The 25,988-nt window shown below is 64.2% G+C and carries 23 protein-coding genes; 14 read left to right on the forward strand and 9 right to left on the reverse strand.

The window, feature by feature from the left end; genetic code table 11:
• Window positions 1-6: 6 nt before the first annotated feature.
• From P0D80_RS28635 to P0D80_RS28645, 3 genes are all read right to left on the reverse strand, one after another.
• Window positions 7-1,077, reverse strand: a complete 1,071-nt coding sequence (locus P0D80_RS28635; protein WP_408288732.1) for a lipocalin-like domain-containing protein — start codon at window positions 1,075-1,077, stop codon at window positions 7-9.
• A gap of 518 nt (window positions 1,078-1,595) precedes the next feature.
• Window positions 1,596-4,169 carry an FtsX-like permease family protein gene (locus tag P0D80_RS28640; protein ID WP_408288505.1) on the reverse strand — a complete coding sequence of 858 codons (2,574 nt, stop codon included), beginning with the start codon at window positions 4,167-4,169 and terminating at the stop codon, window positions 1,596-1,598.
• Window positions 4,156-4,890 carry an ABC transporter ATP-binding protein gene (locus P0D80_RS28645; RefSeq protein WP_342960590.1) on the reverse strand — a complete coding sequence of 245 codons (735 nt, stop codon included), beginning with the start codon at window positions 4,888-4,890 and terminating at the stop codon, window positions 4,156-4,158. The genes P0D80_RS28640 and P0D80_RS28645 overlap by 14 nt, the downstream gene beginning before the upstream one ends.
• A gap of 697 nt (window positions 4,891-5,587) precedes the next feature.
• Here P0D80_RS28645 and P0D80_RS28650 point away from each other — a divergent pair.
• The 6 genes from P0D80_RS28650 to cysS all read left to right on the forward strand — a co-directional run bounded on the left by P0D80_RS28650 (window position 5,588) and on the right by cysS (window position 13,048).
• Window positions 5,588-7,144: an NADH-quinone oxidoreductase subunit M gene (locus tag P0D80_RS28650; protein ID WP_408288508.1), complete on the forward strand. Its 1,557-nt coding sequence runs from the start codon at window positions 5,588-5,590 to the stop codon at window positions 7,142-7,144.
• A 370-nt stretch (window positions 7,145-7,514) separates the two neighbouring features.
• Window positions 7,515-8,414: a ubiquinol oxidase subunit II gene (cyoA, locus tag P0D80_RS28655; RefSeq protein ID WP_408288511.1), complete on the forward strand. Its 900-nt coding sequence runs from the start codon at window positions 7,515-7,517 to the stop codon at window positions 8,412-8,414.
• A 3-nt stretch (window positions 8,415-8,417) separates the two neighbouring features.
• Entirely contained in the window at window positions 8,418-10,406 is a 1,989-nt protein-coding gene (gene cyoB / locus P0D80_RS28660) for a cytochrome o ubiquinol oxidase subunit I (RefSeq protein WP_408288514.1), read from the forward strand.
• The gene (cyoC, locus tag P0D80_RS28665; RefSeq protein WP_408288519.1) at window positions 10,406-11,011 is read left to right on the forward strand and encodes a cytochrome o ubiquinol oxidase subunit III; all 606 of its coding nucleotides are present in this window, start codon (window positions 10,406-10,408) and stop codon (window positions 11,009-11,011) included. Before cyoB ends, cyoC begins: the two co-directional genes overlap by 1 nt.
• Window positions 11,012-11,344, forward strand: coding sequence for a cytochrome o ubiquinol oxidase subunit IV (cyoD, locus tag P0D80_RS28670; protein ID WP_408179122.1), 333 nt, complete (start codon window positions 11,012-11,014; stop codon window positions 11,342-11,344).
• Between the two features lie 315 nt (window positions 11,345-11,659).
• Window positions 11,660-13,048: a cysteine--tRNA ligase gene (gene cysS / locus P0D80_RS28675; protein ID WP_408179123.1), complete on the forward strand. Its 1,389-nt coding sequence runs from the start codon at window positions 11,660-11,662 to the stop codon at window positions 13,046-13,048.
• 112 nt (window positions 13,049-13,160) lie between these two features.
• On the opposite strand, the gene P0D80_RS28680 is transcribed toward cysS, so the two are convergent.
• The gene (locus P0D80_RS28680) at window positions 13,161-13,409 is read right to left on the reverse strand and encodes a hypothetical protein (protein WP_132377062.1); all 249 of its coding nucleotides are present in this window, start codon (window positions 13,407-13,409) and stop codon (window positions 13,161-13,163) included.
• 318 nt (window positions 13,410-13,727) lie between these two features.
• Between P0D80_RS28680 and P0D80_RS28685 the strand changes: the two genes are divergently transcribed.
• The gene (locus tag P0D80_RS28685) at window positions 13,728-14,120 is read left to right on the forward strand and encodes a carboxymuconolactone decarboxylase family protein (RefSeq protein WP_054038650.1); all 393 of its coding nucleotides are present in this window, start codon (window positions 13,728-13,730) and stop codon (window positions 14,118-14,120) included.
• A 69-nt stretch (window positions 14,121-14,189) separates the two neighbouring features.
• Here the strand turns inward: P0D80_RS28685 and P0D80_RS28690 are convergent, their stop codons facing one another.
• From P0D80_RS28690 to P0D80_RS28700, 3 genes are all read right to left on the reverse strand, one after another.
• Window positions 14,190-14,882, reverse strand: coding sequence for an HAD family hydrolase (locus P0D80_RS28690; protein ID WP_408288530.1), 693 nt, complete (start codon window positions 14,880-14,882; stop codon window positions 14,190-14,192).
• Window positions 14,883-14,988: 106 nt separating this feature from the next.
• Window positions 14,989-16,431: a cytochrome-c peroxidase gene (locus P0D80_RS28695; protein ID WP_408288533.1), complete on the reverse strand. Its 1,443-nt coding sequence runs from the start codon at window positions 16,429-16,431 to the stop codon at window positions 14,989-14,991.
• A gap of 190 nt (window positions 16,432-16,621) precedes the next feature.
• A complete protein-coding gene (locus P0D80_RS28700; RefSeq protein ID WP_408288536.1) occupies window positions 16,622-18,388 on the reverse strand; it encodes a phospholipase C in 1,767 nt (588 codons plus the stop codon).
• 401 nt (window positions 18,389-18,789) lie between these two features.
• Between P0D80_RS28700 and P0D80_RS28705 the strand changes: the two genes are divergently transcribed.
• The 7 genes from P0D80_RS28705 to P0D80_RS28735 all read left to right on the forward strand — a co-directional run bounded on the left by P0D80_RS28705 (window position 18,790) and on the right by P0D80_RS28735 (window position 24,117).
• Window positions 18,790-19,110, forward strand: coding sequence for a hypothetical protein (locus P0D80_RS28705; RefSeq protein WP_408179127.1), 321 nt, complete (start codon window positions 18,790-18,792; stop codon window positions 19,108-19,110).
• Window positions 19,111-19,411: 301 nt separating this feature from the next.
• On the forward strand, window positions 19,412-20,014 hold the full coding sequence (locus P0D80_RS28710; RefSeq protein ID WP_408288736.1) for an RNA polymerase sigma factor: 603 nt from the start codon (window positions 19,412-19,414) through the stop codon (window positions 20,012-20,014).
• A complete protein-coding gene (locus tag P0D80_RS28715) occupies window positions 20,011-20,439 on the forward strand; it encodes a hypothetical protein (protein WP_132377069.1) in 429 nt (142 codons plus the stop codon). Before P0D80_RS28710 ends, P0D80_RS28715 begins: the two co-directional genes overlap by 4 nt.
• Window positions 20,436-20,954: a periplasmic heavy metal sensor gene (locus P0D80_RS28720; RefSeq protein WP_408288540.1), complete on the forward strand. Its 519-nt coding sequence runs from the start codon at window positions 20,436-20,438 to the stop codon at window positions 20,952-20,954. Before P0D80_RS28715 ends, P0D80_RS28720 begins: the two co-directional genes overlap by 4 nt.
• Window positions 20,955-21,027: 73 nt before the next feature.
• Entirely contained in the window at window positions 21,028-22,647 is a 1,620-nt protein-coding gene (locus P0D80_RS28725; protein ID WP_408179129.1) for a DUF1800 domain-containing protein, read from the forward strand.
• Window positions 22,648-22,652: 5 nt separating this feature from the next.
• Entirely contained in the window at window positions 22,653-23,801 is a 1,149-nt protein-coding gene (locus P0D80_RS28730) for a DUF1501 domain-containing protein (RefSeq protein ID WP_408288544.1), read from the forward strand.
• A 100-nt stretch (window positions 23,802-23,901) separates the two neighbouring features.
• Entirely contained in the window at window positions 23,902-24,117 is a 216-nt protein-coding gene (locus tag P0D80_RS28735) for a YXWGXW repeat-containing protein (RefSeq protein ID WP_408179131.1), read from the forward strand.
• A 20-nt stretch (window positions 24,118-24,137) separates the two neighbouring features.
• Here the strand turns inward: P0D80_RS28735 and P0D80_RS28740 are convergent, their stop codons facing one another.
• Both P0D80_RS28740 and P0D80_RS28745 read right to left on the reverse strand, forming a co-directional pair.
• The gene (locus tag P0D80_RS28740) at window positions 24,138-25,340 is read right to left on the reverse strand and encodes an MFS transporter (protein WP_408288548.1); all 1,203 of its coding nucleotides are present in this window, start codon (window positions 25,338-25,340) and stop codon (window positions 24,138-24,140) included.
• A 68-nt stretch (window positions 25,341-25,408) separates the two neighbouring features.
• Window positions 25,409-25,954 carry a flavin reductase gene (locus tag P0D80_RS28745; protein ID WP_132377074.1) on the reverse strand — a complete coding sequence of 182 codons (546 nt, stop codon included), beginning with the start codon at window positions 25,952-25,954 and terminating at the stop codon, window positions 25,409-25,411.
• Between the last annotated feature and the right edge of the window lie 34 nt (window positions 25,955-25,988).

Here is a 25,988-nt window from a genome sequence, read left to right on the forward strand (position 1 = left end):
CCGCCTTCAATCCCTCCCCATCCGCAGCGCGTTCGCGTAGCCCGTCAATTCCAGATAGGCCCGTCCGACATCCACGCCTTCGCGGCTCACCCGCACCGCGCCTTCCCAGTACACCGCGCCTGTCGATTGCCGCGAATCGAGTTCTTGATCGTCCATCAGCGGATCGAGTTTCCACGTCAGCGTACCGGTTTTGACTGTCATCGAAACGGGATAGGACGTGTTCGTGCGCGGCGAGAGCCAAGTGCGAAGCGGCGTAAAGTCGACCTGATCGGGACCGAATGTCGTTACCTCGCCGTCGGGTTTGCGAAATGCCGCATGCGCCCACACGGCGTGTCCATCGTGACTTCGTACCTTGAATGCCATCAGCGCAGAGCCGTCGGTGAGATTGGCGCCCAGCCAATCCCATCCCACAGCATTGGCGTCGAGCAGCGTGCTCGACCACTCGTGATCGAGCCACGCCATCCCCGTTACGGCAGTCTCGCCATGCGACGGGCCGCCCGCGGCGACCGGCCGAACCACGCCACCAGTCACGCGCAATTGAGGCTCGCTGTAGTAATAACTCGCCTGCTCTGGCCGTGGACCTTTGCGTGAATAGCCGCGTTCGCCCTGAATCAAAGGTGCCTGCGTCGGCGTCAACTTGAGATGCAGCGAGAAGCCGGTCGCGTCGACAGTGACGTCGTAGTGACCGTCAGGTGCCCGGGTCATTTTCCACGCGTCGAGTTTGACGTCGGTGTTGGCCGGCTTCGCATAGGCGAGGCCAAAGCCCTGACGGCCAATGCGTTGATCGTGGGCAAGATGGCCGAGCGCGGGATCGCTTAACGCGGCATGGGCAATGATCAATTGCGAAGGCGCGAAAGCGCTTGGGTCAGCGGCATCATGGCCGGTTGCCGAGCGGAAGAATGTGATTTGAAAACCGAGCGGCTGATTGTCCGGCGTAGTGAGCCAACCCGTCGCGTACCACCACTCGGTGCGAAAAGCCGCGTGTGCGCCGCTGTCCTGCGGCAGGGCGATAGCGTGATCGGGCGTGACCGCCGCAAATTCAGGCGCCGCGGCGAACGCGGTCGACACAGTCAGCATCCAGATAGACAGCAAGCCGCGAATACGCAGACCTATGCGCCGATTAGCCACACGAGCGGACTTAGCCGGCGGCTCGCATGACAGCTCGCGCGTAATCGAGGTGTAGCCGGGCACAGTTCCGCTCGAAGCCACGCCCGTGATCTGCGGCGCATGTCGTTGCAGAGCGAAGCAATACCTGCTGCCAGAGGTCAGATCGAAGCACGATCTCATCCATGACAACTCGCGTGCGATCGATGCGTAGCCGAGCATACTCTCGCTCAAAACCGCGCTCATGATCCGCAACCCACGTCGTTGCAAAGCGGCGCAATACCCGCCGTTAGCGGCCAAATCGAAGCGCGACACCAATGACAGCTCACGCGCGATCAGTGTCCCTTGCCCCATGGTCCCGCCCAAACCCACGAGCGCCATCCGCAGCTCGCGCCGCCGCAAGACGAGCCAACTTCCGTCGCCAGCGAGTTCAAAGCGCGCCGCCCCCGCCCGCATAACCCCTCGTGCCAACTCGCGCGACAAAGCCCGCATCACCAATCCTCCTTCACGGCGCGCACCGCATCCACCGACACTGCGCCGCGTCCCGCGATCACCGCCGTCGAACACGACGAAGCGAGCATCACCAACGCGACGGTGGCGAGCGCCATCCACGGCACGTGCAGCGACATACTCCAATGAAATGACTGCGGATTGACGACGAACACCAGAATCAGACTGATCGCGAACCCGAGCACGAAGCCCATTGCAATGCCGCACGCGGTGAGCATGCCGCCTTCGAGCGCGAGGACGGCGAACACCTGCGAGCGCGTCACGCCGACGTGCCGCAGCATGCCGAACTCACGCGAGCGCGCGAGTGTCTGCGCGGAGAAGGTCGCCGCCACGCCGAACAAGCCGATCACGATAGCGACCGCTTCGAGAAGATAGGTGACCGCAAAGCTGCGATCGAAAATCACCAGCGTGCGCGCACGGATTTCACCTGGTAGCGACAAATCCAGCGATGCCCCGAAGGGCAGTGCGCGCAGCCCCGTGGCTACCTGCTCGACGCTCGTCCCCGGCTGAACGGTGACGGCCACATCGGTTGCACTCGTGTCGCGGGTCAAGCGCCGGTAATCGGCGAGCCGTATCTGAATGGCGCCGGTCTGCCGCACGTAATCGCGCCATACGCCGGCCACCACGAACATATGGTCGCGTTCACCAAGCGGCAATCGAACACGCTGACCCAATTTGTATCCATATAGATCGACCATTGCTTCGGATACCCAAACAGGTGTTTCACCTGCGTGAAGCTCAGCAGGCGACAGCACGGCTCCGGTCATCTGCAGATTCGCGCCCGGATCGGCCGCGTCGATCTCGCGCGCGAGCACAGCGATGTCAGGCCGCGCAGGGGCGAGCGTCAGATGCGAAGTGCGGGCAAATGCGGCTGTTCTGATGCCTGGCACGGCCGCGAGCCGGCTCTGTTCGTCCAACCGCAAACCGCCTGTGTCGCCGTTCGGCGCTACGCGGACATAGAGATCGGCGGAGAGCAGATGAACCAGCCAGTCTTCGACGGATACCCGGAAGCTCGCCACCATGATGGCCATCGCGACGATCAGCGCAAAGCTCGACAACACGCCGCCCATGGCGATCGACGCATGCCCCGGCGCGTTCGCCAGCCGCGCCAGCGCCAGCGTACCGGCTGCGCCGGCGCGGCTTCGCGCTGCGAAAGCACGGCTTGCCGCGCCGAAGATGAGCGCGGTTACGCGGGGCATCAGCGCAATCCCGCCGACCAGCAGCAATGCGACGGCCAGATAGCCGCCGATCGGCGCGTCGAACATCGGCGGCAACTGCGTGAGCACGGCAGCGGCCAGCAGGCATAGCAAGGCGGGCCACGGTGTGGCGAGCCGCGCCAACGCGCCTTCTTCGGCGCCTGCCTTGAGCGCCGTGGCGGGCCGGGCACGCGCCGCCTCCAGTGCAGGGGCGAGACTACCCAATACCGCCACGGCGAGCCCAAGCGTCAGAAACAACGCGGTCGCGAGCGGTTCGAAGCCGACTTGCGGTTGCACGCCGGGAAAGTAGCCGCCGCCCAGATCGCTGCCGAAAAAATGCAGTGCGCCGCTTGCCATCGCGTAGCCGAGCGCGAGTCCAGCGAGCGAGCCGAGCAGGCCCAGCAACGCGCCCTCCATCAAGATCTGGCGCAGCAACTGACCACGCGTCAGCCCGAGCACACGCAGCATGGCGAACTGCGCGCGGCGTCGCACGACGCTCAGCGCCTGGGTCGAAAACACCAGAAACGCGCCGGTGAACAACGCCACCAGCGCGAGCACATTCATATTGATCCGATAGGCGCGGGAGAGACGATCGGTGCGGCTCTCGGCGTCACGCGTTTCGGCAATGACCCACTGGCTGCCGAGCCGCGCTTGCAGCTCGCGCCTGAAGCGCTCCCGGTCGACGCCGCGTTCGAGCTGCACGTCGACGCGCGACAGCTTGCCCACCTTGCCGAACTTCCACTGCGCCGCGGCGATATCCATGACGGCGAGCCGCTGACCCGGCCGTGTTCTCACGATGCCACCGGCCACGCGCAAACGCACGATCGAGGTGCCGCTGCGCAGCGCCACCTCGTCGCCCACTTTCACATTGAGCCATTGCTGGGCCGCCGTCGAGAGAAACACGGTGTCTGACGCGAGCGTATCGAACGGCCTATCCGGCGACGGCACGCCGATCAGGTCCGGCGCAATACGGCTTGCCTTGAACGCGTCGATGCCGAGCACCGGCAGTGCCGCGCTCCGGTCGGGCACAGTGACGTCGAGTGCGAGCACCGGACTGGCCAGCGCAACACCGGGTTCGTTGGCGAGCAGCGGATAGATGGTTTCGTCGACTGAAGGTTGCGCACCGCGTACCTGGAGATCGGCCTCGCCCGACAGACTGCGGGCCGCCGCGGAGAATTCATTGAACGCCGCGCTGTTGATCAACTGCACGGCGTAACCGAGCGCGACGCCCAGCGCGATCGTTGCGATTGCGACCAGGGCACGTCCGCGATGACTACGCCATTCGGCGCCCAGCAGCCAGCGCGCGAGAACTCGGTGTCCTCGCAAGCGCAGCAGAGGACGGGAATCAGCGGACATCATCGGCGGAAGGCGCGCGCGTACGGGAGCCGAAAGGCCCGGCTGCGCCGGGCGCAGCATGCAGGCCGCCGTCGCTCAGAATCAGGATGCGGTCGGCAACGGCCGCGGCGGCTTCCGAGTGCGTCACCATGATCGTGGCCGCGCCGGTTGCCTTGCTTTGCGCGCGGAACAGGCCGAGCACCTCGTGAGCGGTATCGGGATCGAGGTTGCCGGTGGGTTCGTCGGCGAGAAGCAGTTTCGGGCGATGTACGAGCGCTCGCGCAATCGCAACCCGCTGCAATTCGCCGCCCGAGAGTTGGCGCGGAAAATCGTCGCCGCGTCCGCCCAGCCCGACCGCCGCGAGCATGTCGAGCGCGGCTGCGGTGGGCAGTTCGTTGAGCAGCAACGGCAGCGCCACATTCTGCGCAAGCGTCAGATGCGGCAGCACGTGAAACGCCTGGAAGACAAAGCCGAGTTTCTGCCTGCGCAGGCGCGTCGCCGCGTTGTCGTCCAGACGCGAAACGGCGCTGCCGTCGATGATCACGTCGCCACTATCCGCGCTGTCGAGGCCGGCCACCAGATTGAGCAGCGTCGATTTGCCGACACCGGAATCGCCCATGATCGCGACGAACTCACCCGGTTCGAGTGTGAAGTCCAGTTGCGCCAGTACGATGCGGCCTGCGCCGTAGGTCTTGCTGAGCCCGCGGCACTCGAGCGCGGGAACGACGCCTTCGTCACGAAGCATGCGGTTTCCGAAAAGTGTGGCCGGTGAGGGCGGCGTCCGGGCAGGCGAAACGCAGACGAAAAAGCGGCGCACTCATGCACGAACATCGGCCGTGAATCGCCGAAGTATATTCGGCTTCCGTAAGGCACGCAGAAGCTTGGCGCACGTGATCGGGCCGGGCCGAAAAATGAACGGCTGATCAACTGCGCTCCCACTTTTGAGCGCCGCGCGCCGGATTATTTAGAGCGCGGGATCAAAAAAATTTTCTGCTCGCGGGTAAGCAAATTTTTCTCCGGACGCTCGAAATTCGCGCGCGCACCGCGTCATGCGTCGGCACGTTCTATCCCAGTTTGAATTGCGCGCCTGGGCATCCGTGCAAGAGTTCCTAACTGACTGCCAATTGCACGCTTTTTCGCGCAAAATTTGCCCCTGCGAAACCAGGTCGGTCAGTTTGTGCATCTGCACATTTTTATCCATTTCGCAAGGGCCGGCGCCGCAACAATACATTGCCAGTTGCTTTGCAGCGTTGTTGCGCTGCAAAAGTATTCTTATCTTGGTAATCTCCCACCCTTGGTCATTCGACTGCGGGTAAACGTGTAGCGGTCAACCCCGATTGCACGTCAATTTCAGCGAAATCCAGCCTACATATCCATTTCAATGCTTTCCATTTTGAAGGCGTTGATGTGGCGTTTTGTACTTAAAGTTTTCGATAGAGCACATGCCATTGCCTCTTCTTAGCCTTCTAATCTGGATCCCTATTATCGCCGGCGTGGTGGTTTTGCGTGCCGGATCCGACGCGGCACGTAGTCGCACCCGGTGGCTCGCGCTAATCGGCGCGATTGCGGGTTTCCTGCCGGTGATTCCGCTGGTGTCGAATTTCCGCAACGACGTCACGTCGATGCAGTTCGTCGAGAACGTGCGCTGGTCGCCCACGTTCGATATCGCCTGGCATGTGGGCGTGGACGGGATTTCGCTGTGGCTCGTCGCGCTGACCGCGCTCACCACGATCATCATCGTGGTCGCCTCGTGGGAGTCGATCACCGAGCGGACCGCGCAGTACTTCGGCGCGTTCCTGATGCTGTCGGGTTTCATGCAGGGCGTGTTCACATCGCTCGACGGCATGCTGTTCTTCATCTCGTTCGAAGCGACGCTGATTCCGCTCTATCTGTTGATCGGCACGTGGGGCCAGTCGAACCGGTCGTACGCCGCGGTGAAGTTCTTCTTCGTGTCGTTCCTCGGCTCGCTGATGATGCTGATGTCGATGCTGTATCTGTACAGCCAGACGCACAGCTTCGACCTCGCGCTGTGGCGTGAGACGCGCCTCGGCACGTGGCCGCAGGTTCTGATCTTCCTCGGTTTCCTCGCCGCCTTCGGCGTGAAGGTGCCGATGTGGCCGCTGCACACGTGGCTGCCGGACGTCCACCTCGACGGTCCGACGGGCGCCGCCGTGATGATCGGCATGCTGAAGCTGGGCGGCTATGGTCTGCTGCGTTTCGCCTTGCCGATCGCGCCGCAGGCGAGCCACTTCTTCGCGCCGATGATGATCACGCTCTCGCTGGTCGCGGTGATCTATGCAAGCCTGCTCGCGCTCGTGCAGACCGACATGCGCCGCCTGCTCGCGTATTCGACGGTCGCGCACATGGGCCTCGTCACACTCGGCCTGTTCGTTTTCAACCGCATCGGCCAGGCCGGCGCGATCGTGCAGATGCTGTCGTACGGCGTGGTGTCGGGCGCGATGCTGCTGTGCACGGGCATGCTCTACGACCGCACGAAAACCGCGTCGATCACCGAGTACGGCGGTGTGGCCAACACCATGCCGCGCTTCGCCGCTTTCGTGATGCTGTTCTCCATGGCCAACATTGGCTTGCCGGGCACTTCGGGTTTCGTCGGCGAATTCATGGTGTTGATGGGCGCGATTCGCTTCAACTTCTGGATCGGCGCGATGGCGGCCACCACGCTGATCCTGAGCGCGGCTTACACGCTGTGGATGTACAAGCGCGTGATCTTCGGCGCGATCGCCAACGCTCGTGTGGCGAACCTCAAGGATCTCGGCAAGCGCGAGTTCGTGCTGCTCGGCGCGATGGCGCTGCTGGTGCTCGCCATCGGCATCAATCCGAAACCGTTCACCGATGCGATCGATCCTTCGGTCGGCACGCTGCTGGCTCAATCGGAGCGCTCGGCTCATCCTTCGGACGGCGCGCCGGCTGATGGCGGAGAGCATCTGCAAGCCGCAGTGCCCGCACCGGCAGCCGCGACCACCCGCTCGCCGGGCTGATCGAACGAGCTGCGGCGCAGCCGCAGCATTCGCCTCGCGAATGCTGCCTCGCCGATGCGCTTTTTTCCTTATGGATCAAGTCTCTTTGCACGCATGACACGCGGCGTGGCCAATCAGGCCGCGTCGCGTTTTCGCGCTTGTTTAAAGGGGTTTTCGCGTTTCGCCGGCATTTCAATACTCGGCAAGAGGGCACGGCAGACGCCCACCTGCGCGCAGCCGTGCGGCAACGTGTCGCACGGTGCTGCGACGCAATAGATCGTTGCTAAATCGAGTGTTTATTACGGCCGAACGTCCCCCTATTATGCGAGCGCTTACTATTGGAGAGCGGTCGAATGACGTTCGTGGAAGACGTAAAAAAGAGGCAATGGATATGAAAGGAAAGACTCTACGAGGGTCGCTTAGTTTCCTTTCCGGCAGCCTCGTGTTGTTGCTCTCGGGTTGCAGCAACCTCGATATTCTGAATCCGAAGGGGAGTGTGGGTCTGGCGGAACGTGAGCTGATTGCCACGTCCACCTGGGCCATGCTGATCGTGGTCGTGCCGGTTATCGCGCTCACGCTGCTGTTCGCGTGGCGTTACCGCGCGTCGAACAGGAGCGCCGACTATCGTCCGGGCTGGGTGCATTCGACCGGTATCGAAATCGCCATCTGGACGATTCCGACGCTGATCATTCTGTTCCTCGCCGTGTTGACGTGGAAGACCACGCACGAACTCGATCCGTACAAGCCGCTCGAGTCGCAGGTCAAGCCGATCAACATCGAAGTCGTCGCGCTCGACTGGAAATGGCTGTTCATCTATCCGGACCTCGGCATTGCGTCGGTGAACCAGCTCGCGTTCCCGGTCGGCACGCCGGTGAACTTCACGATCACGTCGGACACGGTGATGAACTCGTTCTTCATTCCGCAACTCGGCGGCCAGATCTACGCGATGGCGGGCATGCAAACGCGCCTGCATCTGATCGCGGATGAAGCCGGCAACTACGCGGGCGCCTCGGCGAATTTCAGCGGCAAGGGCTTCTCGGACATGAAGTTCCGCGCGCTCGCCACTTCGCCTGAAGAGTTCAACGCATGGGTTGCGAAAGTGCGCGCTTCGTCGGACAACCTCAGCATGGACCGTTATCACACGGTATCCGCGCCGACCGAGAAGGAGCCGGTGCGCTACTTCTCGAGCGTCGATCCGAAGCTCTTTCACAACATCATTGCCCGATACAACAACGGTAACGTCCTCGATAACATGAAGGACGCCAACTGTGCGCCAAAGGGCAAGGGGTAACACATGTTCGGCAAACTCTCACTAGACTCGATTCCGTACCACGAGCCGATCATCATGGTCACGGCCGTGATGATCGCCCTCGGCGGTGCGACGGTCCTGGGTCTTATCACCTATTTCGGCAAGTGGCGCTATCTGTGGACCGAATGGCTCACGTCGGTGGACCACAAGAAGCTGGGCGTGATGTACATCGTCGTTGCGCTGATCATGCTGTTCCGCGGCTTCGCGGACGCGATCATGATGCGTCTGCAGCAGGCGCTCGCTTACGCGAACCCGGGCTACCTGCCGCCGCATCACTACGACCAGGTGTTTACGGCGCACGGCGTCATCATGATTTTCTTCATGGCGATGGCGTTCATGATCGGCCTGATGAACATCATCGTGCCGCTGCAAATTGGCGCACGCGACGTCGCGTTCCCGTTCATCAACTCGCTCTCATTCTGGATGACCGCAGTCAGCGCGATCCTGATCAACATCTCGCTGGTGATCGGTGAATTCGCGCAGACCGGCTGGCTGGCTTATCCGCCGCTCTCCGAATTGCAGTTCAGTCCGGGTGTCGGGGTCGACTATTACCTGTGGAGCTTGCAGCTCTCCGGTATCGGCACCTTGCTGACTGGCGTGAACTTCTTCGCGACCATCGTGAAGATGCGCGCGCCGGGCATGACGTTCATGAAGATGCCGGTGTTCACGTGGACGGCGCTCTGCACCAACGTGCTGATCATGGCGTCGTTCCCGATCCTGACCGTGACGCTCGCGCTGCTGGGTCTGGACCGCTACCTCGGCATGCACTTCTTCACGAACGATGGCGGCGGCAACGCCATGATGTACCTGAACCTGATCTGGGCATGGGGTCACCCCGAGGTGTACATCCTGATCCTGCCGGCGTTCGGTATCTTCTCGGAAGTCGTGGCGACCTTCGCCAAGAAGCCGCTGTTCGGCTACAAGACGATGGTGTGGGCGACCTGCGCGATCATGGTGCTGTCGTTCCTCGTGTGGCTGCATCACTTCTTCACGATGGGTTCGGGCGCTGACGTCAATGCATTCTTCGGTATCGCCACGATGGTGATCGCGATTCCGACCGGCGTGAAGGTGTTCAACTGGCTGTTCACGATCTACAAGGGCCGCTTGACGTTTACCCCGCCGATCCTGTGGACCATCGGGTTCATGATTACTTTCACGATCGGCGGAATGACCGGCGTGATGATGGCGATTCCGGGCGCGGACTTCGTGCTGCACAACAGCCTGTTCCTGATTGCTCACTTCCACAACGTGATCATCGGTGGCGTGCTGTTCGGCTATCTGGCCGGCTTCAACTACTGGTTCCCGAAGGCGTTCGGCTTCAAGCTGAACGAAAAGCTGGGCAAGGCATCGTTCTGGTTCTGGCAGATCGGTTTCTGGGTGGCATTCACGCCGCTGTACGTGCTGGGCTTTATGGGCATGACGCGCCGTATCAACCACTATGACAACCCGCTGTGGCACCCGTGGCTGATCCTGGCCGCAGGCGGTGCGGCGCTCATCGCTATCGGTATCGCGCTCCAGGTGGCGCAGATCATCGTCAGCATTCGCGATCGCAATCTGCCGCAAAATCGCGACGTCACGGGCGATCCGTGGGACGCCCACACGCTGGAATGGTCAATCAGCTCGCCGCCGCCGGTGTACAACTTCGCGATCATCCCGACGGTGCACAAGCTCGACGCGTTCTCCGACATGAAGTCGCGCAAGGGCACGCAAGCGAAGCCTGTGTATCGCGACATTCACATGCCATCGAATACGTCCGCGGGTGTGATTGCCGGCGTGTTCTCACTGGTGCTCGGTTTCGCCGCTGTCTGGCACATCTGGTGGCTGGCAATCGTCGGCCTGGTCGGCGCGGTCGGCACCGTGATCGTCTACAGCTTCCAGAAGAACGAAGGCTATTACATCCCGGCCGCCACGGTCGCGGAGATTGAAGAGAAACGCTCCGGCGTTGGTGCGCAGGTCGCGTTGGAGGTGGATTGATGATAACCAGGACTATTGACGCCGGCTCGCATCACGACGCGGACCACGTACCATCGCAATCGGTGTTCGGCTTCTGGCTGTATCTGATGACCGACTGCATCATCTTCGCGGCGCTGTTCGCCGTGTTCGCAGTGATGGGCCATCAGTTCGCAGGCGGCCCGAGCGGCAAGGATCTGTTCGAGATTCCAGGCGTCGCGCTCGAAACGACGATGCTGCTCCTGAGCAGCATCACGTACGGCTTCGCGATGCTCGGCGCGCACAAGAAGAAGAAGGGCGTGCTGCTGTTCTGGCTCGGCGTGACCTTCCTGCTCGGTCTCGCGTTTCTCGTGCTGGAACTGCGCGAGTTCTCGCACCTGATCGCCGAAGGCGCCGGCCCGAGCCGTAGCGCGTTCCTGTCGTCGTTCTTCACGCTGGTCGGCACGCACGGTCTGCACGTCACGTGCGGCCTGATCTGGATGGTGGTGCTCGCCATTCAGGTGATCAGCCATCGCGACCTGACCGAACGCGACATGATTCGCCTGACGTGCCTGAGCCTTTTCTGGCACTTTCTGGACGTCGTGTGGATCGGCGTCTTCACCTTTGTCTATCTCGCGAGCGTGATCTAAATGGACCATAGCCATAACGCCCACGCAGGTGAAAGTCACGGCAGCATCGGCAGCTATACGACGGGCTTCATTCTCTCCGTCATTCTGACCGTCGCCGCTTTCGGCCTCGTCATGACCGGCACGTTGACGGGCGAGAACGCGTTGCTCGCGATCGCGGGCCTTGCGCTCGTGCAGATCGTCGTGCACCTGATTTTCTTCCTGCATCTGAATACGTCGTCGGAGCAACGCTGGAATGTGATGGCGTTTGCCTTCACGCTGCTGACCGCCGTCATCGTGATCGGCGGCACGTTGTGGGTCATGCACAACGTCAGCATGCACATGATGTCGCGCTAGACGAACGACCATTCGTTCGAAACGAGGCCCCGCAAGGCGAGAGTCTTGCGGGGCTTTTTTCGTGCGTCGACTGCAAGCGCGTGGCCTGCACTGAAGTGCGTCGGCGATTGACCGCACCGGCAAACCCGCGTTAGGATCGTTTCCATGACCGCTTCTATCCTTTCCCGTCCGCATTCTTTGCGCGCATGCTGTCACAGCCTGCCGAGGGGAGCTTGCGTCTAGCGTTCGATCTGCATACGTCCGCATCCCTGAGGCCACCCGTCACACGACCGGTGGCCTTTTTGCTTTTGAACACCCAGCGCCTGGAGACATGACATGCCGCTTCGCCTCTACGACACCTGGTCGCGCGCCGTGCGCGAATTCACGCCGATTCACGCGGATCAGGTCGGCCTGTATTGCTGCGGCCCGACGGTGTACGACCACGCGCATATCGGCAATCTTCGGACCTATGTGTTCGAAGACGTGCTGCGGCGCGCGCTGGTGTTGAACGGATACAACGTGCGGCACGTGGTGAACATTACCGACGTCGGCCATCTGGTGTCCGATGCGGACGAAGGCGAAGACAAGATGGAGAAGGGCAGCCGGCGCACCGGCGAATCGGCGTGGGCGATTGCCGAGCGGTACACGGCGGCGTTCATGAACGACTGGCGCGCGCTCAACCTGCTGGAGCCCGCCCTCTGGTGCCGCGCGACGGATCACATTGCGGAGCAGATCGACTTCATCGTCGAGCTCGAGCGCAACGGCTACACTTACCGCACGGCCGACGGCGTCTATTTCGACACCAGCAGGCAGGATGACTACGGCTATCTGGCGCGTCTCGATGTTACGGGCCTGCAGGCGGGCAAGCGCGTTGCGCCCGGCGAGAAGCAGCGTGCGACCGACTTCGCGCTATGGAAATTCAGTCCGCCCGGCGCCACGCGGCAAATGGAATGGGACAGTCCGTGGGGCCGCGGCTTTCCCGGCTGGCATATCGAGTGCTCGGCGATGTCGGCGAAGTATCTGAGCCCGTGGTTCGACATTCATTGCGGCGGCGAAGACCACATCCCCGTGCATCACAGCAACGAGATTGCGCAAACCCAGGCGCGCCACGGCACGCGCCTCGCCAACTTCTGGATGCACGGCCATTTTCTGTTGCTGGACGCCGGCAAGATGTCGAAGTCGGGCGGCGACTTCGTGCGTTTGCAGACGCTGATCGAGCGCGGCAACGATCCGCTCGCGTATCGCTATTTATGCCTTAGCGCGCACTACCGCAGCAGCCTGCGCTTCAGTGAGGCCGCGCTGGATGCGGCACAAGCCGCGTTGGACCGCTTGCGTAAAACCTATGTGCGATGGCCGCAAGGCGGCACGCCGGACGCGCCGAGCGTGGCGCGCTTCAAGGCGGAGGTCGATCAGGATCTGAACTTGCCGCGCGCGCTCGCGGTGCTGTGGGACGTGGTCAGAAGCGATCTGCCGGCGGCGACGCGAAGGGCTACCGTCGATCGCTTCGATACGGTGCTGGGATTGCGCCTCGCCGACTGGCAAGAAGTTGATGCGGCCGAGATTCCGGCGGATATTGCGGCGCTCGCTGACGAACGCCAGCAAGCACGCGCCGCGAAGCAATGGACCGAAGCAGACCGTTTGCGTGACGCGTTGGCGGCGGCAGGCTGGCTGGTGGAAGACAGCGCAAGCGGCCCCGTGCTGCGGCAACGCGGCAAAGCGGAGTAGCGCGACAGACAAACAGACGGACAGACGGCGTGGCGGTAGCGTTCAGGCTTGCGCAACCGCCACGCCGTGGCGTGGACGAGCCGCACCGTTTACATCGGGCCTTGCCGGCACACTATAACGGCACCACCTTCGGTTCCGAGTGCGAAGGCAGTTTGTCGAACGGGAAGTACACCGGTCCACAACCGAGATGAACCGGCGGAAATGCATCCCAGCCGCGTCGAATGAGCGCGGGCTGTTCCGCGCCGCCACAACCGGAAGGCGCTTCACGTGTCAGGTAGGCAATGCCGCCGCGAATCGATAGCGATGCCGTGCGGTCGAGTTCGTCGATGCGGGCCAGGTCTTTGAGGACGAGGTTTTTCATGGTGGATCTCCTGCGGAGTGAGTGAATCAAGGTGGATCGAGGAGAGCGGAGAAATGCCGCACTCATGCCTGTTGATTGCACACACCATGCCATCGGCGGCAAAGCGCCGTGCCGCGTGCTTCTCCGGCGTTTCCCGAGCAACTGTGATGGAGATCGGCCAACTGGCTGCAAGGCGATGTCGGCAATTCGCCGACATGCGTCCGCGTGTCATGCAGTCATGAAGCTCGCTGAAAATCACGTCACAATAGACCGCTACCGTGAACCGTGCGCATGGAGCGCAGGGTTCGTTGAATCTCGTCAGCAAGGAAAGGAGAACGCATGAGCCAGCTCAAAGCCATCGAATATTCCGCGGCGTCGCCGGAAGTCAAAGCCGTGTACGACGATATCAAGCAGACCCGTCAGGTCGACGACGTCAACAACTTCTGGAAGTACATCGCCCAGCATCCGCCGACCCTCGCGCGCACATGGGACAGTCTGAAGGACGTGATGGCGCCCGGCGCGCTCGATCCGCTCATCAAGGAACTGCTCTACGTCGCGGTGAGCGTGACGAACAATTGCGGCTACTGCGTGGCGAGTCACACGGCGGCAGCGCGCCGCGCCGGCATGACCGACGAGATGTTCGGCGAACTGCTCGCGGTCGTGGGCATGGCCAACGAGACGAATCGGCTGGCAGTGGGATACCGCGTGCCGATCGATCCGGCCTTCGAATAAGCGCTGTAGCGGGCGTGGCAGTCCGCGCGGTGTTCTGCGCCGTCGACAATGCGATATTCAGCGCCGTAGTCAGTGCGATACGTCGCGCCATCCCGCCAGCAAGGCGGGCAACGCGCCCATGTCCCTGAACACATGTGTGGCACCCGCGCCATGCAAGGCAGTCGCGCTGCTATGGCCGAGTTCGATCGGGCAGTAGCCGAACACGGTGGCGCCCACGGCAACGCCCGCGGTCGCGCCTGTCACCGTGTCTTCGATCACCGCGCAACGGCGCGGATCCACACCGAGCGCCGCGGCCGCGGCCAGGTAGACGTCGGGAAAGGGTTTGCTGCGGGGCATTTCGTGGCCGCTGAAGATGCGTCCTTCGAAGCAGTCGAGAATCCCTGCCTTGGCCAGTTGCATCTCCACCTTGATGCGATCCGCGCCCGACGCGACCGCGATGCGCCCATTCAGCGCCGCATGAAGCGCGCGCACCGCATCCGGCGCGCCGGGAATCGCAACGAGTTCGAGGTCCAGCGCCGCATTGCGCCGCTCGCGAAACTGCATGAGCCAGTCTGTCGTGATCGCGACGCCGGTGCGCGCTTCGATCAGCGCGGCTTCGTCCCGGACGGCTTTGCCCACGAAAATGCGCATCGTCTCTTCGACGCTCAAGTGCCAGCCCAGCTCGCCGAGCATCTCGGTGAGCACGCGGTTGGTGATGGGTTCGGAGTCGACGAGTACGCCGTCGCAGTCAAAGAGTACGGCGTCGAAGGGGAAATCGGCCATCGGGCAGGGTACGGATAAAGTTCGCGGAACCGGCAAGGATACCTCACCGGCTCGCTCCCCGCAGTGCAAGGGCCGCGTGAGCGGCCTTTGCACCTGGCTCGCAACGTTACTCCTTGTACCCGTCGCTCAGCGTCTTCATGAACGCGATGATGTCCTGAATATCCTGATCGCTCATCGCCGGTTGATCGCCGAACTTACGATCGAACGGTGCGTCGGCCACGTCCACGTTGGCATGGTACTGAGCCGGCAGATCGTTGTACTTCTGCACCTTGCCCGACGCATCGCGCGGATAGATTTTCTCCGGCGACGTATTGCGCAGGTTGTAAAAGTCCATCACCTGCTTCAGATCGTGATACACGCCGTTATGGAAAAACACCTTGCGTTCAGCCGCATTGCGCAGCGTCGGCGTGAGGAACATGCCGCAATACTGCGTCTGTCTGGCGAGGTCGTCGCGGAACGGTCCGCACACGCCCATATCGAAGAACTTCGGATCCTTGTTGACCGGAATCGCCGGGTTGCGCGGCACGCCGAGCGCTTCGTATTGCGTGTCGGTGAACACCGGCGGCAAGCCGTCCTTACTCGGCTGGCTCAAATGGCAGCCGGCGCAGTTCGCCTTGTCCTTGTCGTTGAACAACTGCAAGCCGTGCAGCTCGGCATGCGTCAAACGCGCCTTGCCTTCGAGCCAGTAGTCATACTTGCTGCTGAAAGCATGGAACGACGGATCCTCGATCTGATATCGCCCGACGGCGAACATCGCCTCGGAAATCAACAGGCTCGGATTGGTGACGATGCCGGGTCCGAAGATCTGCTTGAATTGATCCAGGTACTTGGTCGCCAGCAGCTTGTGAGCGACATCCTGCGGTGTTGCGTTGGCCATTTCCACCGGATTGGTCAGCGGTCCGAGGGCCTGGTCCTGCAAAGTATCGACACGGCCGTCCCAGAACAATCCGCCTTGCGGCACCATTGCCGGAGCGGCGGGCGCGGCGAGCGCCGTCTTTTGCGCGCGCTGCACGCCGGCAGCTTGCGTCGCCAGTTGCGTCATATCCACCGGCACGTCGGTGTCGCCCTGATCCGGGCCGATGCTGAACGGCGCCTGACGGTACAGATACGTGAGCGAAGGCGGCGGACGATAACCCGCCTGGTTCATATGCGCGCCGCCGAGTTGCACCGGGAACGCGTTGTCCGGCCCATACGAATGCTGCGGCGAGTGACACGACGCACACGACTGCGTGCCCGACGCCGACAAACTCTGGTCGAAGAAAATCTGTTTGCCGAGCAGCGCCACCGCGCTCAGCGGCGCGCTCTGCGGACGCAGCAACGTGACCGGATGCGGATTCGCGCCGGTGATTTCCTCGACGATCTCGCCGACCGCGGACGGCGTGCGCTCCGGGTACACGAGCGCGTACGCGCAGTAGACGATGAACACGAGCACGATACCGGCCGCGCTCCACGCGAGCAGCCTGAGCCACGAGCGGCGGGTAATCACGGGGCCGGGCTCGCCGCCGGCCGGCAGATGCGAAGGCAGCGCGGCGTCTGAAGGAGGGTTCATGGCGGTGATGACAGCTAGTGCGACAAAAAGCAAAATCGAGCCAGCACGTTTGCACTGGCTCGACGCCCAACTACGGCTTATGGTGCGTGACGCTTTTCACTACACGCTGCCGCGCGGCGTGAGGCACGCATGGGGCGCGTGCGTCACACAACGGCAAGCGGAAGCGGAGAGCGCTAGGCACGTCCGCGGATCAGCTCGCCGGCGCGGCTGCCGGCTTCGTACCCAGGCTCTGATCCAGGAACAGCGTCGGATTGTTGCCGGAGCCGGAGAAGTTGAACATGTTCATGATGCTGCCCGCCGTCGCGTCGAACGAACCACCGCCCAGGCGTTGCCCGCTCAGCCAGTTGTCTTCGATGAAGCGCACCACGGAGGCCTGGGTGATCGGCGTATCGTCGACGAAGTTGACCTTTGCCCACGGCGACACCACGATAAACGGCGTACGCGTACCCGGGCCGCAACGGCCGTTCACCGCGCCGCCGTTCACGCCTTGCGGCTGCACCGCGCCCGCTGCCGTGCACTGACCCACGCCGCTCAGGTTGTCGCTGCCTGCCACCGTCTTGCCGCCCGCGGATTGCGGCGTGGTCGAATCGAACGATGCGCTCGTCGGCGCCTTGAAGCGGTGGTCGTACCAGCCGTCCGAATCGTCGTAGGCGATGATCACGGCGGTGTTCTTCCAGTCAGGCTGCTGTTGCAGGAAGTTGATCACCTTCGTGACGAAGGCCTGTTCGTCGATCGGATCCGAATTGCCCGGGTGGCCGTCGCTGATCGCCGGCGCCTTGAGGAAGTTGACGGACGGATAGTTGCCCGCCTTCACCGCGGCGAAGAAGTCGTCGGTGTCGTACTGGTGGTGCACCGGCGTTGCCGTGTTGTCGAGCGGATCGGTCGCGCCGATCAGCGCCGTCGACGTCGGACGCGTATGCGCCAGGTTGGCCGTGCTCGCGTAATACTGGAACCACGCGTGATGCTGCACGTAGTCGGCCTTGGTCGCGTTCAGCACTTGCGAGAAGGTCGAGCGCGCGCAGCCGACCGTGCCGTTCGGGTTGACGGTCTGCAGATTGAAGCCGCCCATGAAACCGCCCCACGTCAGGCCCTTCGCGTTGAGCAGGTCGCCGATGTTCTTGTTCTTCGACGACATCACCGCCGTCGGCGGGCTGTTCGCCGCGATCGTGCAGACGTCGCCGGTCGGGTCGAGGTCGCCGATCATCGTGAAGCCGCCGGCGGAGTCCGGAATCGCGTTGGGCGAGGTGCCGCCCGTGACGACCGCGCCGTTGTTCTGGCCGGAGACCACTTCAATCGCGCCCGGCGTCGACGGGCCGTACGTGTCCGTGTACGCGTTCTGGTTCATCGCGAAGTTCTGCGCGTAGTTCCACATGGCCGTGACCGTGTTGCCGTCGAAGTAGCCGAGCACCTGGCCCTTCGTGGCGAACGCGCCGGTGCTGCCGGCGATCGTCGAGGTGGCGGCCGTAAACAGCGGGAACGCGTCCATCGCGCCGTTGTCATAGGCGAGCTCTTCGGCCGCGTAGGCGTGGTTCTGGCTCGACGTATTGGCTTGCGAACGGTCCAGGCGGAACGGCACCAGATCGGTTGCCGGCAGGCCCAGGCCCGCGATCGCCACGCTGCCGACCGTGCGGCCCGCCGTGTTCGGCGAGGTGGCCAGGGCGTTCGGGTTGACCGTGATCAGGTTGTTGCTGATGAGGTTGTTGACCGTCGGCGTGCCCGCGGCTGCCACGAATTGCGGCTCGCCGGTCGGGTTGGCTGCGCTCGGGTAGGTCCCGAAGTAGTGGTCGAACGAAACGTTCTCGCCGAAAATCACCACGACGTGCTTGATCGGCGTGGCCGTGGCCACGGCGTCCTGAGCCGATACCACCGGTGCGGGCGTGTTCACGTTGTTGTTCCCGCAAGCTGCGAGCGCCAGCAGCGCCGCGAACGGGATGGGTAAGAGGGTTCTACGGAACATTTGACAGGGCTCCAGATTCGACTTCGCCGTTCAGCGTTTCCATCGGAATACGTGTGGATGATCGCTGGGGATATCGCTAGAAATACAGCTAGTGCTAGTGGTCTTGCCGCGACGAACTGCGCGCATTGGACCATTCGATAATTAAGATTTCGAGGCGCGAACCTTACCGAAGCCCTCGGTTTTTATTCATTTGCGTAACCTTTCCTGTCGTTCCGCTAACGCAGCGTGGGCGCGCGGCAACAGCTGCGACCCTGCGCCTCGCGTTCCATCGCGGTTTTTCCCGCATCCTTCTTTCCTTTTGAATTTTTCACACGCTCGTGGCGACGGATTTTTTCCGCTGCTGCGTTCAACAGGAAACGGCGCCGCTTTTTCCGGCTTCGGCTCTTATGGGAGAAACCAACATGACATCCACCAAACCGCTTCGCTTGCTCACCTCCATGCTGGCTGCCGCGCTGACCTGCGCCGCCACGCTGACCGCCGCGCCGGCCTTCGCGCAGGCGGTGATCGTCGCGCCGATGGCGCCGCCGCCGCCGCGCGTCGAAGTGATGCCGGCGCCGCGTGCCGGTTACGCATGGGATCCTGGCCACTGGCGTTGGGCCGAAGGCCGTTATGTCTGGGTGGGCGGCCACTGGCAGGCGGTGCGCGTCGGGCATCGCTGGGTGCCGGGGCACTGGGTGGCGCGTGGCCCCAACTGGCGTTGGGTGGAAGGCCATTGGGCATGACCGGGAAGCGCTGCGGCGCTCGACGTTGTTCGGCGCGCCGCGTCCCCCAACCAGGCAGACTGCTATGAAAACGTTCGTGACGATTCTGCTGGCGGCCATGCTCGCCGGCTGTGTGGTGTACCCGGCGCGGCCGGCCTACTATCGGCCGGCGGTCGTCGTATATTGATTGCGGTTGTGCATGGCAAGGCGTGCTGTCTTCTGTCCCGCGCTCACCGTTCGAACCGGTGCGCGTGCAACCATCCGTGAGAGGTGCAGCCAGCATGAGAGGCATCAGAAGGCGTGACGTTCGTCCCACGGCGCGATCCATGCGGTGCGACGCACTCGCGCTCAGGAGCGCCATGCCTTGAGCGAACGCGACCCCGACGCGGAACTGCTCGAACAGGTCGGCCGGCAAGATCCGGCCGCCGTCCGCTCGCTCGTCTCGCGCAAGCTGCCGCGTCTGCTCGCGCTCGCCACCCGCATGCTCGGCGACCGCATGGAAGCGGAAGACGTGGCGCAGGAGGTGTTCGTGCGTATCTGGAAACAGGCGTCGCGCTGGCGGGAAGGCGAGGCGAAGTTCGACACGTGGGTCCATCGCGTCGCGCTCAATCTCTGCTATGACCGGCTGCGCGACCGGCGCGAGGAAACCCGCGACGAGATGCCCGAGGAGGTCGATCCCGCGCCGCTGCCTGAGGCCGGACTCGAAGCGCGCGCCCAGGACCAGCGGGTCCGCGATGCACTCGCCGCGTTGCCGGCACGCCAGCGCGAGGCGTTGGTACTCAACTACTACCAGGAAATGTCGAACATCGACGCCGCGGCCCTGATGGGCATCAGCGTCGATGCGTTGGAAAGTCTGCTGGCACGCGCGCGCCGCAATCTGCGCGCTCAACTGGCCGGCAGCGCCCTTAGCAAGGACAAGTCATGACGCCCGAAAGATTTCAGCAGATCGTCGAGGCCTACGGCGCCGAGCCGCGCCGCTGGCCGCAACAGGACCGCGCGGCGGCGCAGGCGTGGGCGCAGTCGCATCGCGCCGAAGCCGATGCGCTGCTGGCGGAGGCGGCCGGCGTCGATGCGTGGCTTGCCGCCGACAAGGTCGAGCCGCCGGACGCGGCCCTGCTCGAGCGCGTGCTCGACAGCGCGCCGGTGCGACAGCCGGCGGCGCCGCGGCGGCGCCTGTGGTGGTCGGGCGCGGCGGTCGCGGGCGTCGGACTGCTGGGCGGCGTGGCCGGCGCTTTCGCCGTGTCGTTCTTCGTGCTGACGGGAACGGGGCCGCAGGCGTCGCAGGCGCATGAGTCGTCTTATTTAACTTCGAGCTTCGGTGGTTCGTCCGCCGATTGGAGCGACGAATGAACGGCCGGTCGTGGAAAATCGTGCTGGTGGCCTCGCTGGTGCTGAATGTGTTTCTGGTGGGCGCGATCGTCGGTGGTGCGTATCAATGGTTTACCGCGCGCGGCGCCACGGCGCCCGTGCTGGCGCAACAGCGCGCGCTGCGCTTCGCCGCCGAAACGCTTTCGGCCGAGCGCCAGAAGGCCTTTGTCGACGGCCTGAAAGACGCGCGCCGCGACGGCCGGCAATATGCCCGCGAAGGCCGCGAAGGGCGTCGCGAAGTGTTGCGTCTGCTGGCGGCGCCGCAGTTCGATCGCGCCGCGCTCGACGCCGCGCTCACGCGTACGCGCGAAGCCGACAGCCATCTGCGCGCGCAAGTGGAAGGCAGTGTGGCCGACTTCGCGGCGAGCTTGTCGCCCGAGGAGCGGGTTCAATTCGCCGACAGCCTGAAAGTGCGCGGGCAATGGCGTGAACCTGCGCCGGCGGCGAATGCGAAGAAACCGGCGAACCAGGCATCGAGCGAATCTTCGGGCGATTAAAAAAACCGCGGCGGCCGCGACGGATTTTCGCGTGGCGGCCGTTCAAGGAATATCCACAGCCGAAGAGGATGGTATGGCCAACTCACCGAACCTGAACACCGCGGCGATTGCGCTGAACCGCTTCGGCCTGGGCGCGCGTGCCGACGACACGCCGCCCGCCGACCCCAAAGCCTGGCTGCTCGCCCAGTTCGAACAGTACCAGGCGCGGCCGGCCGCGTGGGCGAACCAGCCCGACTCGGTGGCGCTCTCGACCGAACTGGTGCAGCAGCGCATGCAGTTCAATCAGCAGGCTCGCCAGAATGCGGGCGAGGGCGCGGCGACTCGCTCCGCGAACGCGCAGAACATAGCGAGACCTGATGGGCAAACCAGCGCGCAAGCAGCGAACGCGCAAGACATGACAAAGCCTGGTCGGCAAAGCAGCGCTCAGGCGAACGCACAAGCAAACGCGCAGGCCGACACGCTAAGCCCGGCGCAAGCGAACGCGCAATCTACCAGGCAAGCCGAACGAAAAGCGCTTCGCGGTGAAATACTCGACATGTACCGCTCGTCGGTGAATGCGCGGGTCACGAGTGCATTGACCACGCAGACGCCGTTCGTCGAACGGATGGTGCATTTCTGGGCCAACCACTTCGCGGTCTCGACAGAAAAGCCCGGCGTCGCGGCGCTGGCCGGCTCTTTCGAGGCCGAGGCGATTCGCCTGCACGTGCTGGGCCGCTTTGAAGACATGCTGGTGGCCGTCGAGCGTCATCCGGCCATGCAACTGTTTCTCGACCAGACGCGCTCGGTGGGACCGGACAGCATGGCGGCCATGCGTGCCGCGCAGCGAAACCCGGAGCGCAAGCGCGGCCTGAACGAAAACCTCGCGCGCGAAATCATGGAACTGCATACGCTCGGCGTGCGCAGCGGCTATAGCCAGGACGACGTCACCGAATTCGCCCGCGCGCTGACCGGCTGGAGCGTCGCGGGCAATCCGGCCAACGCCGGCAATGCGGGCAACGCGGGCCGGCTGGCCATGCAGCAGAACGCCGCGCCGGGCACCTTCGTATTTCGCGCCGCACTGCACGAGCCCGGTTCGCGGACCATCATGGGACGCCGTTACGACCAGGCGGGCGAAGAGCAGGCGCTCGCGATCCTGCATGACCTCGCAAGCGCACGGGCGACCGCGCGGCATATCGGCGGCAAGCTGGCCCGTCATTTCGTCGCCGATAATCCGCCACCCGGCGTGAGCGAGCATCTGGCCAGCGCGTTCGAGCGCAGCGGCGGCGATCTGCCGACCGTCTATCGCGCGTTGATCGACATGCCGCAAGCGTGGTCGCCCACCGCCGTGAAGTTCAAGACGCCGTGGGAGTGGACCATTTCCTCGATGCGTGGGCTCGGCTGGCAGGACCTCGGCAAGCTGCAGGCGGCGCCCATTCTCACGCAGCTCGGCCAGCCGGTGTGGCGCCCCGGCTCGCCCGCCGGTTACGACGACATCGCCGCGAGCTGGGCTGCGCCCGACGCGCTCGTGCGCCGGGTCGAAGTGGCGCAGCGTTTCGCGTCGCAAGTCGGCGACCGGCTCGATGCGCGTGCACTCGGCCAGAACTTGCTCGCCGGTTCGCTCAGTGCGCCGACGGCCACAGCGGTATCGCGCGCCGAAAGCGCATCCACGGCGATCGCGCTGTTGCTGGTCTCGCCGGATTTTCAACGGAGATGAATGCCATGCTGTCACGCCGCAAGTTTCTGAGTGTCGCCGCTGCCGGCGCGGGCGCGATGCTCGTGTCGCCGCAGATCGCGTTCGCGAGCGTCGCCACGGAGAGCCGTTTCGTGTTCGTGATCCAGCGCGGCGCCGCCGATGGTCTGAACATCGTCGTGCCCTACGCCGAACCCGCCTACGCGACATTGCGCGGCCCGCTCGCCATCGACACCGCGAACGCGCCACGCCTGAACGGCACCTTCGCGCTGCATCCCGCGATGGGGCAGACCGCCGCGATGTACGCGAACCATCAGGCGCTGTTCGTGCACGCGGTGGCGTCGCCATATCGCGACCGTTCGCACTTTGACGGACAGAACGTGCTCGAGACCGGCGGCACGTCGCCGTATCAGATGAAAGACGGCTGGCTGAACCGGCTCGTCGCGCAGTTGCCCGCCACGCGCGAGAACGCGATCGCGTTCGCGCCGACTGTGCCGATGGCGTTGCGCGGCCCAGCGGCGGTGACGTCGTATGCGCCCTCGGCGTTGCCGCAAGCCCCCGACGATCTGCTCACGCGGGTCTCGCAACTCTACGACCAGGACGCGCAGTTGCGCCCGCTGTGGGAGTCGGCGATGACCGCGCGCGGCCTGGCCGGCGACGCCAGCGCGCGCCAGGATCCGGCGAGTCTCGGCAAGCTCGCCGCCAGTTTCCTGTCGCGCGAGAACGGTCCACGGATCGCGATGATCGAAACCGGCGGCTGGGATACGCACAGCGCGCAGAACGCGCGTCTCGCCAATCAGTTGAAGGCGCTCGACACGATGCTCGCGTCGTTGCGCGATGGCATGGGCCCGTTGTGGAGCAAGACCACCGTGCTGGTCGCGACGGAGTTCGGCAGAACCGCTGCCGCCAACGGCACGGGCGGCACCGATCACGGCACGGGTTCGGTGGCGATGGTGCTGGGCGGCTCGGTGCAGGGCGGACGCGTGATCGCCGACTGGCCAGGCCTTGCGCCGCACAATCTTTACGAAGCACGCGACCTCAAGCCGACCACCTCGCTCGATGCGTTGATCGCCGGCACCGCAAGCGAAAGCCTCGGGCTCGATCCGCAGCGCACGGCGTCCGCGCTGTTCGGCCAGACGCCGGCAGGGCGGCCGCTGAGCGGCATCGTGCGCGCGTAACGGCGGTCGCCGCGAAAGAGTGCGCTTTCATCCACGTCGTCAACCAAAGAGCCGGTAAGGGAACCGGCTTAAATCAAATGAAAACACTCAGGAGAGGAACTTGAAAACGATATCGAATGTACGCGCCGTATCGCTCGCGGGTCTTTGCGTTGCGCTGTTGTCAGCCTGCGTGGTCGAGCCCGCCAGACCGCCGCAACCCGAGCCGCTCGTCGAGGTGGTGCCCGCCGCGCCCGCGCCGGGCTATCACTGGGTGAAAGGCCACTACCGTTGGGAAGGCAATCATTGGGCGTGGGTGCCGGGGCATTGGAGAGGATGACTAGTAGCGGCCCAGCGGCCCTAACGCCGGCCACCCGCAAGCCGTCGCGCATCCGGCAAACGCCGCAAACGCGCCATCGCGACACAGCCGAGAATCGGCCCGATCGCGAGCATGGTGAAGGCGCCGCGCCAACCCGCCAGCGCGACGACGTCCGGCACCAGATGAATGCTCACCAACGTCAACAGAAAGCCCGCGCAAGTCTGCGCGGTCAACAGTGTCCCGATCGACGCCGGCTCGGCGAGCTCGGCAATACTCGCCGAGAACTGCGCGGAATCGGCAATCACGGAAATCCCCCAGCACAGCGCCACGCAGCCGACCAGCCAGACCGGCGCGCCGAGCAGCCAGCCCATCAGCGCGGCGCACGCGCCGCTCACGGCCATCGCGCCAATCGTCACCGTCGTGCGGCCGAGCCGGTCCGCCAATACGCCGCCGAGCCATGCGCCGAGCGCGCCCGCCGCGACCGCGCCGAAGGTCAGCCATTCGGCTGCCGCGCGCGGCTCCGGTATACCGGCCGCCGCAAAGCTCGCTTGCAGGAACACGGCGAGCCATGCCCACATCGCGTACAACTCCCACATGTGGCCGAGATAACCGAGGTTCGCGAGCCGCAACGCGGGGTTGCGCCAGGCGCCGGCCAGCGCGGACCATTCGATGCGCGTCGCGCGCGCCATGTTCGGGCCGACGCCGCACAGCAGAATCGCGACGCCCGCCAGCAGCGCGCAGCACGCCGAGATGCCATAGATGGCGCGCCAGTTTGAACCGCCGAGTGCGGCCAGCAGATGCGGACTCGCCGAGCCGAAGGTCAGCGCGCCGACCAGCAGTCCGATCAACAGGCCCAGGTCGCCTTTTGCCCAAGTCGCCGCGAGCCGCATGCCGACCGGATAGACGCCCGCCATACAGATGCCCGTCAACAGCCGCAGCATGATTGCGAGCGGACTCGCCGGCGCGAGAAACACGAGACACGCGGTGGCCACGCCCGCCGTCAGCGCGCTGGCCATGAAGAGTCGCCGTGGATCGAAGCGGTCGGCGAGGGAGAGCAGGGCGCTCGTGACGGTGCCGGCCACGAACCCGGCTTGTACGGCGCTCGTGAGCAAGGTCGCCTGCAAGGCGGACAGACTCTCCGCCTGCTTGACGATCGCCACGACCGCCGACGATGAAAACCATACGCTCATCGCGCCCACCTGGCAGAGCAGCAGAATCACGAGCGAACGGGTCTTGCCGGCCATCGCGCGGCTCGATCGATGGGGGCTTGCCGAGGCCTCTTTCATGCGTGTGTTGTGCCGTGCATCCTGCGTTAGCCGGCCGATTCAGCGGCGAGCGCGCCGCTGGCTTCTGCCGTATGCGTCGCGTGCACGGAGCGCGCGCCGACTCGGTGATAACGGCGGCCGTAGTAGATCAGCGCGTCGCCTTCGACTTGCGTATGCGCGGCTTTCACCGCGCAGAAGAACACCGTATGCGTGCCGACTTCGGTGACCGATTCGATCTCGCAGTCCAGCGAGGCAAGCGCGCCGTGCAGGACCGGTGCGCCTGTCGCGAGGGTATCCCATTGCGCGGCGGCAAAGCGTTCCGCCATCGGCAGCGTGCTGGTGGCGAAGTGGGCGGCGAGTGTCTGCTGCTCCGCGCTCAACACGTTGACGCAGAGTTTGCCATTGGCGCGAAAAGCCGCGTTGTTGCGGCTGCTGCGATTGATGCAGACGAGCAGCGTGGGCGGCTCGTCCGTCACGCCGCAGACCGCCGATGCGGTGCAGCCGGCCAGACCCGCCGCGCCATCGCTCGTGATGATGTTGACGGCGGCGCCGAGGCCGGCCATCGCGTCGCGGAAGGTGCTTTTGTCAAGCATGGGAGCCTCTGCGGAAAAATCGCCGCGCCGTTGC

Source organism: Paraburkholderia sp. RL17-373-BIF-A, from assembly GCF_046030175.1.
Classification (GTDB): domain Bacteria; phylum Pseudomonadota; class Gammaproteobacteria; order Burkholderiales; family Burkholderiaceae; genus Paraburkholderia.

Coding starts and splice junctions, on each gene's coding strand:
- P0D80_RS28715 (WP_132377069.1), top strand. CDS start 20,011: ATGACGCCCGAAAGATTTCAGCAGATCGTCGAGGCCTACGGCGCCGAG.
- cyoA (WP_408288511.1), top strand. CDS start 7,515: ATGAAAGGAAAGACTCTACGAGGGTCGCTTAGTTTCCTTTCCGGCAGC.
- P0D80_RS28740 (WP_408288548.1), bottom strand. CDS start 25,340: ATGGCCGGCAAGACCCGTTCGCTCGTGATTCTGCTGCTCTGCCAGGTG.
- cyoD (WP_408179122.1), top strand. CDS start 11,012: ATGGACCATAGCCATAACGCCCACGCAGGTGAAAGTCACGGCAGCATC.
- P0D80_RS28690 (WP_408288530.1), bottom strand. CDS start 14,882: ATGGCCGATTTCCCCTTCGACGCCGTACTCTTTGACTGCGACGGCGTA.
- P0D80_RS28745 (WP_132377074.1), bottom strand. CDS start 25,954: ATGCTTGACAAAAGCACCTTCCGCGACGCGATGGCCGGCCTCGGCGCC.
- P0D80_RS28635 (WP_408288732.1), bottom strand. CDS start 1,077: ATGCTGACTGTGTCGACCGCGTTCGCCGCGGCGCCTGAATTTGCGGCG.
- P0D80_RS28645 (WP_342960590.1), bottom strand. CDS start 4,890: ATGCTTCGTGACGAAGGCGTCGTTCCCGCGCTCGAGTGCCGCGGGCTC.
- P0D80_RS28650 (WP_408288508.1), top strand. CDS start 5,588: ATGCCATTGCCTCTTCTTAGCCTTCTAATCTGGATCCCTATTATCGCC.
- P0D80_RS28720 (WP_408288540.1), top strand. CDS start 20,436: ATGAACGGCCGGTCGTGGAAAATCGTGCTGGTGGCCTCGCTGGTGCTG.
- P0D80_RS28640 (WP_408288505.1), bottom strand. CDS start 4,169: ATGATGTCCGCTGATTCCCGTCCTCTGCTGCGCTTGCGAGGACACCGA.
- P0D80_RS28695 (WP_408288533.1), bottom strand. CDS start 16,431: ATGAACCCTCCTTCAGACGCCGCGCTGCCTTCGCATCTGCCGGCCGGC.
- cyoB (WP_408288514.1), top strand. CDS start 8,418: ATGTTCGGCAAACTCTCACTAGACTCGATTCCGTACCACGAGCCGATC.
- cysS (WP_408179123.1), top strand. CDS start 11,660: ATGCCGCTTCGCCTCTACGACACCTGGTCGCGCGCCGTGCGCGAATTC.
- P0D80_RS28685 (WP_054038650.1), top strand. CDS start 13,728: ATGAGCCAGCTCAAAGCCATCGAATATTCCGCGGCGTCGCCGGAAGTC.
- P0D80_RS28725 (WP_408179129.1), top strand. CDS start 21,028: ATGGCCAACTCACCGAACCTGAACACCGCGGCGATTGCGCTGAACCGC.
- P0D80_RS28705 (WP_408179127.1), top strand. CDS start 18,790: ATGACATCCACCAAACCGCTTCGCTTGCTCACCTCCATGCTGGCTGCC.
- cyoC (WP_408288519.1), top strand. CDS start 10,406: ATGATAACCAGGACTATTGACGCCGGCTCGCATCACGACGCGGACCAC.
- P0D80_RS28730 (WP_408288544.1), top strand. CDS start 22,653: ATGCTGTCACGCCGCAAGTTTCTGAGTGTCGCCGCTGCCGGCGCGGGC.
- P0D80_RS28700 (WP_408288536.1), bottom strand. CDS start 18,388: ATGTTCCGTAGAACCCTCTTACCCATCCCGTTCGCGGCGCTGCTGGCG.
- P0D80_RS28680 (WP_132377062.1), bottom strand. CDS start 13,409: ATGAAAAACCTCGTCCTCAAAGACCTGGCCCGCATCGACGAACTCGAC.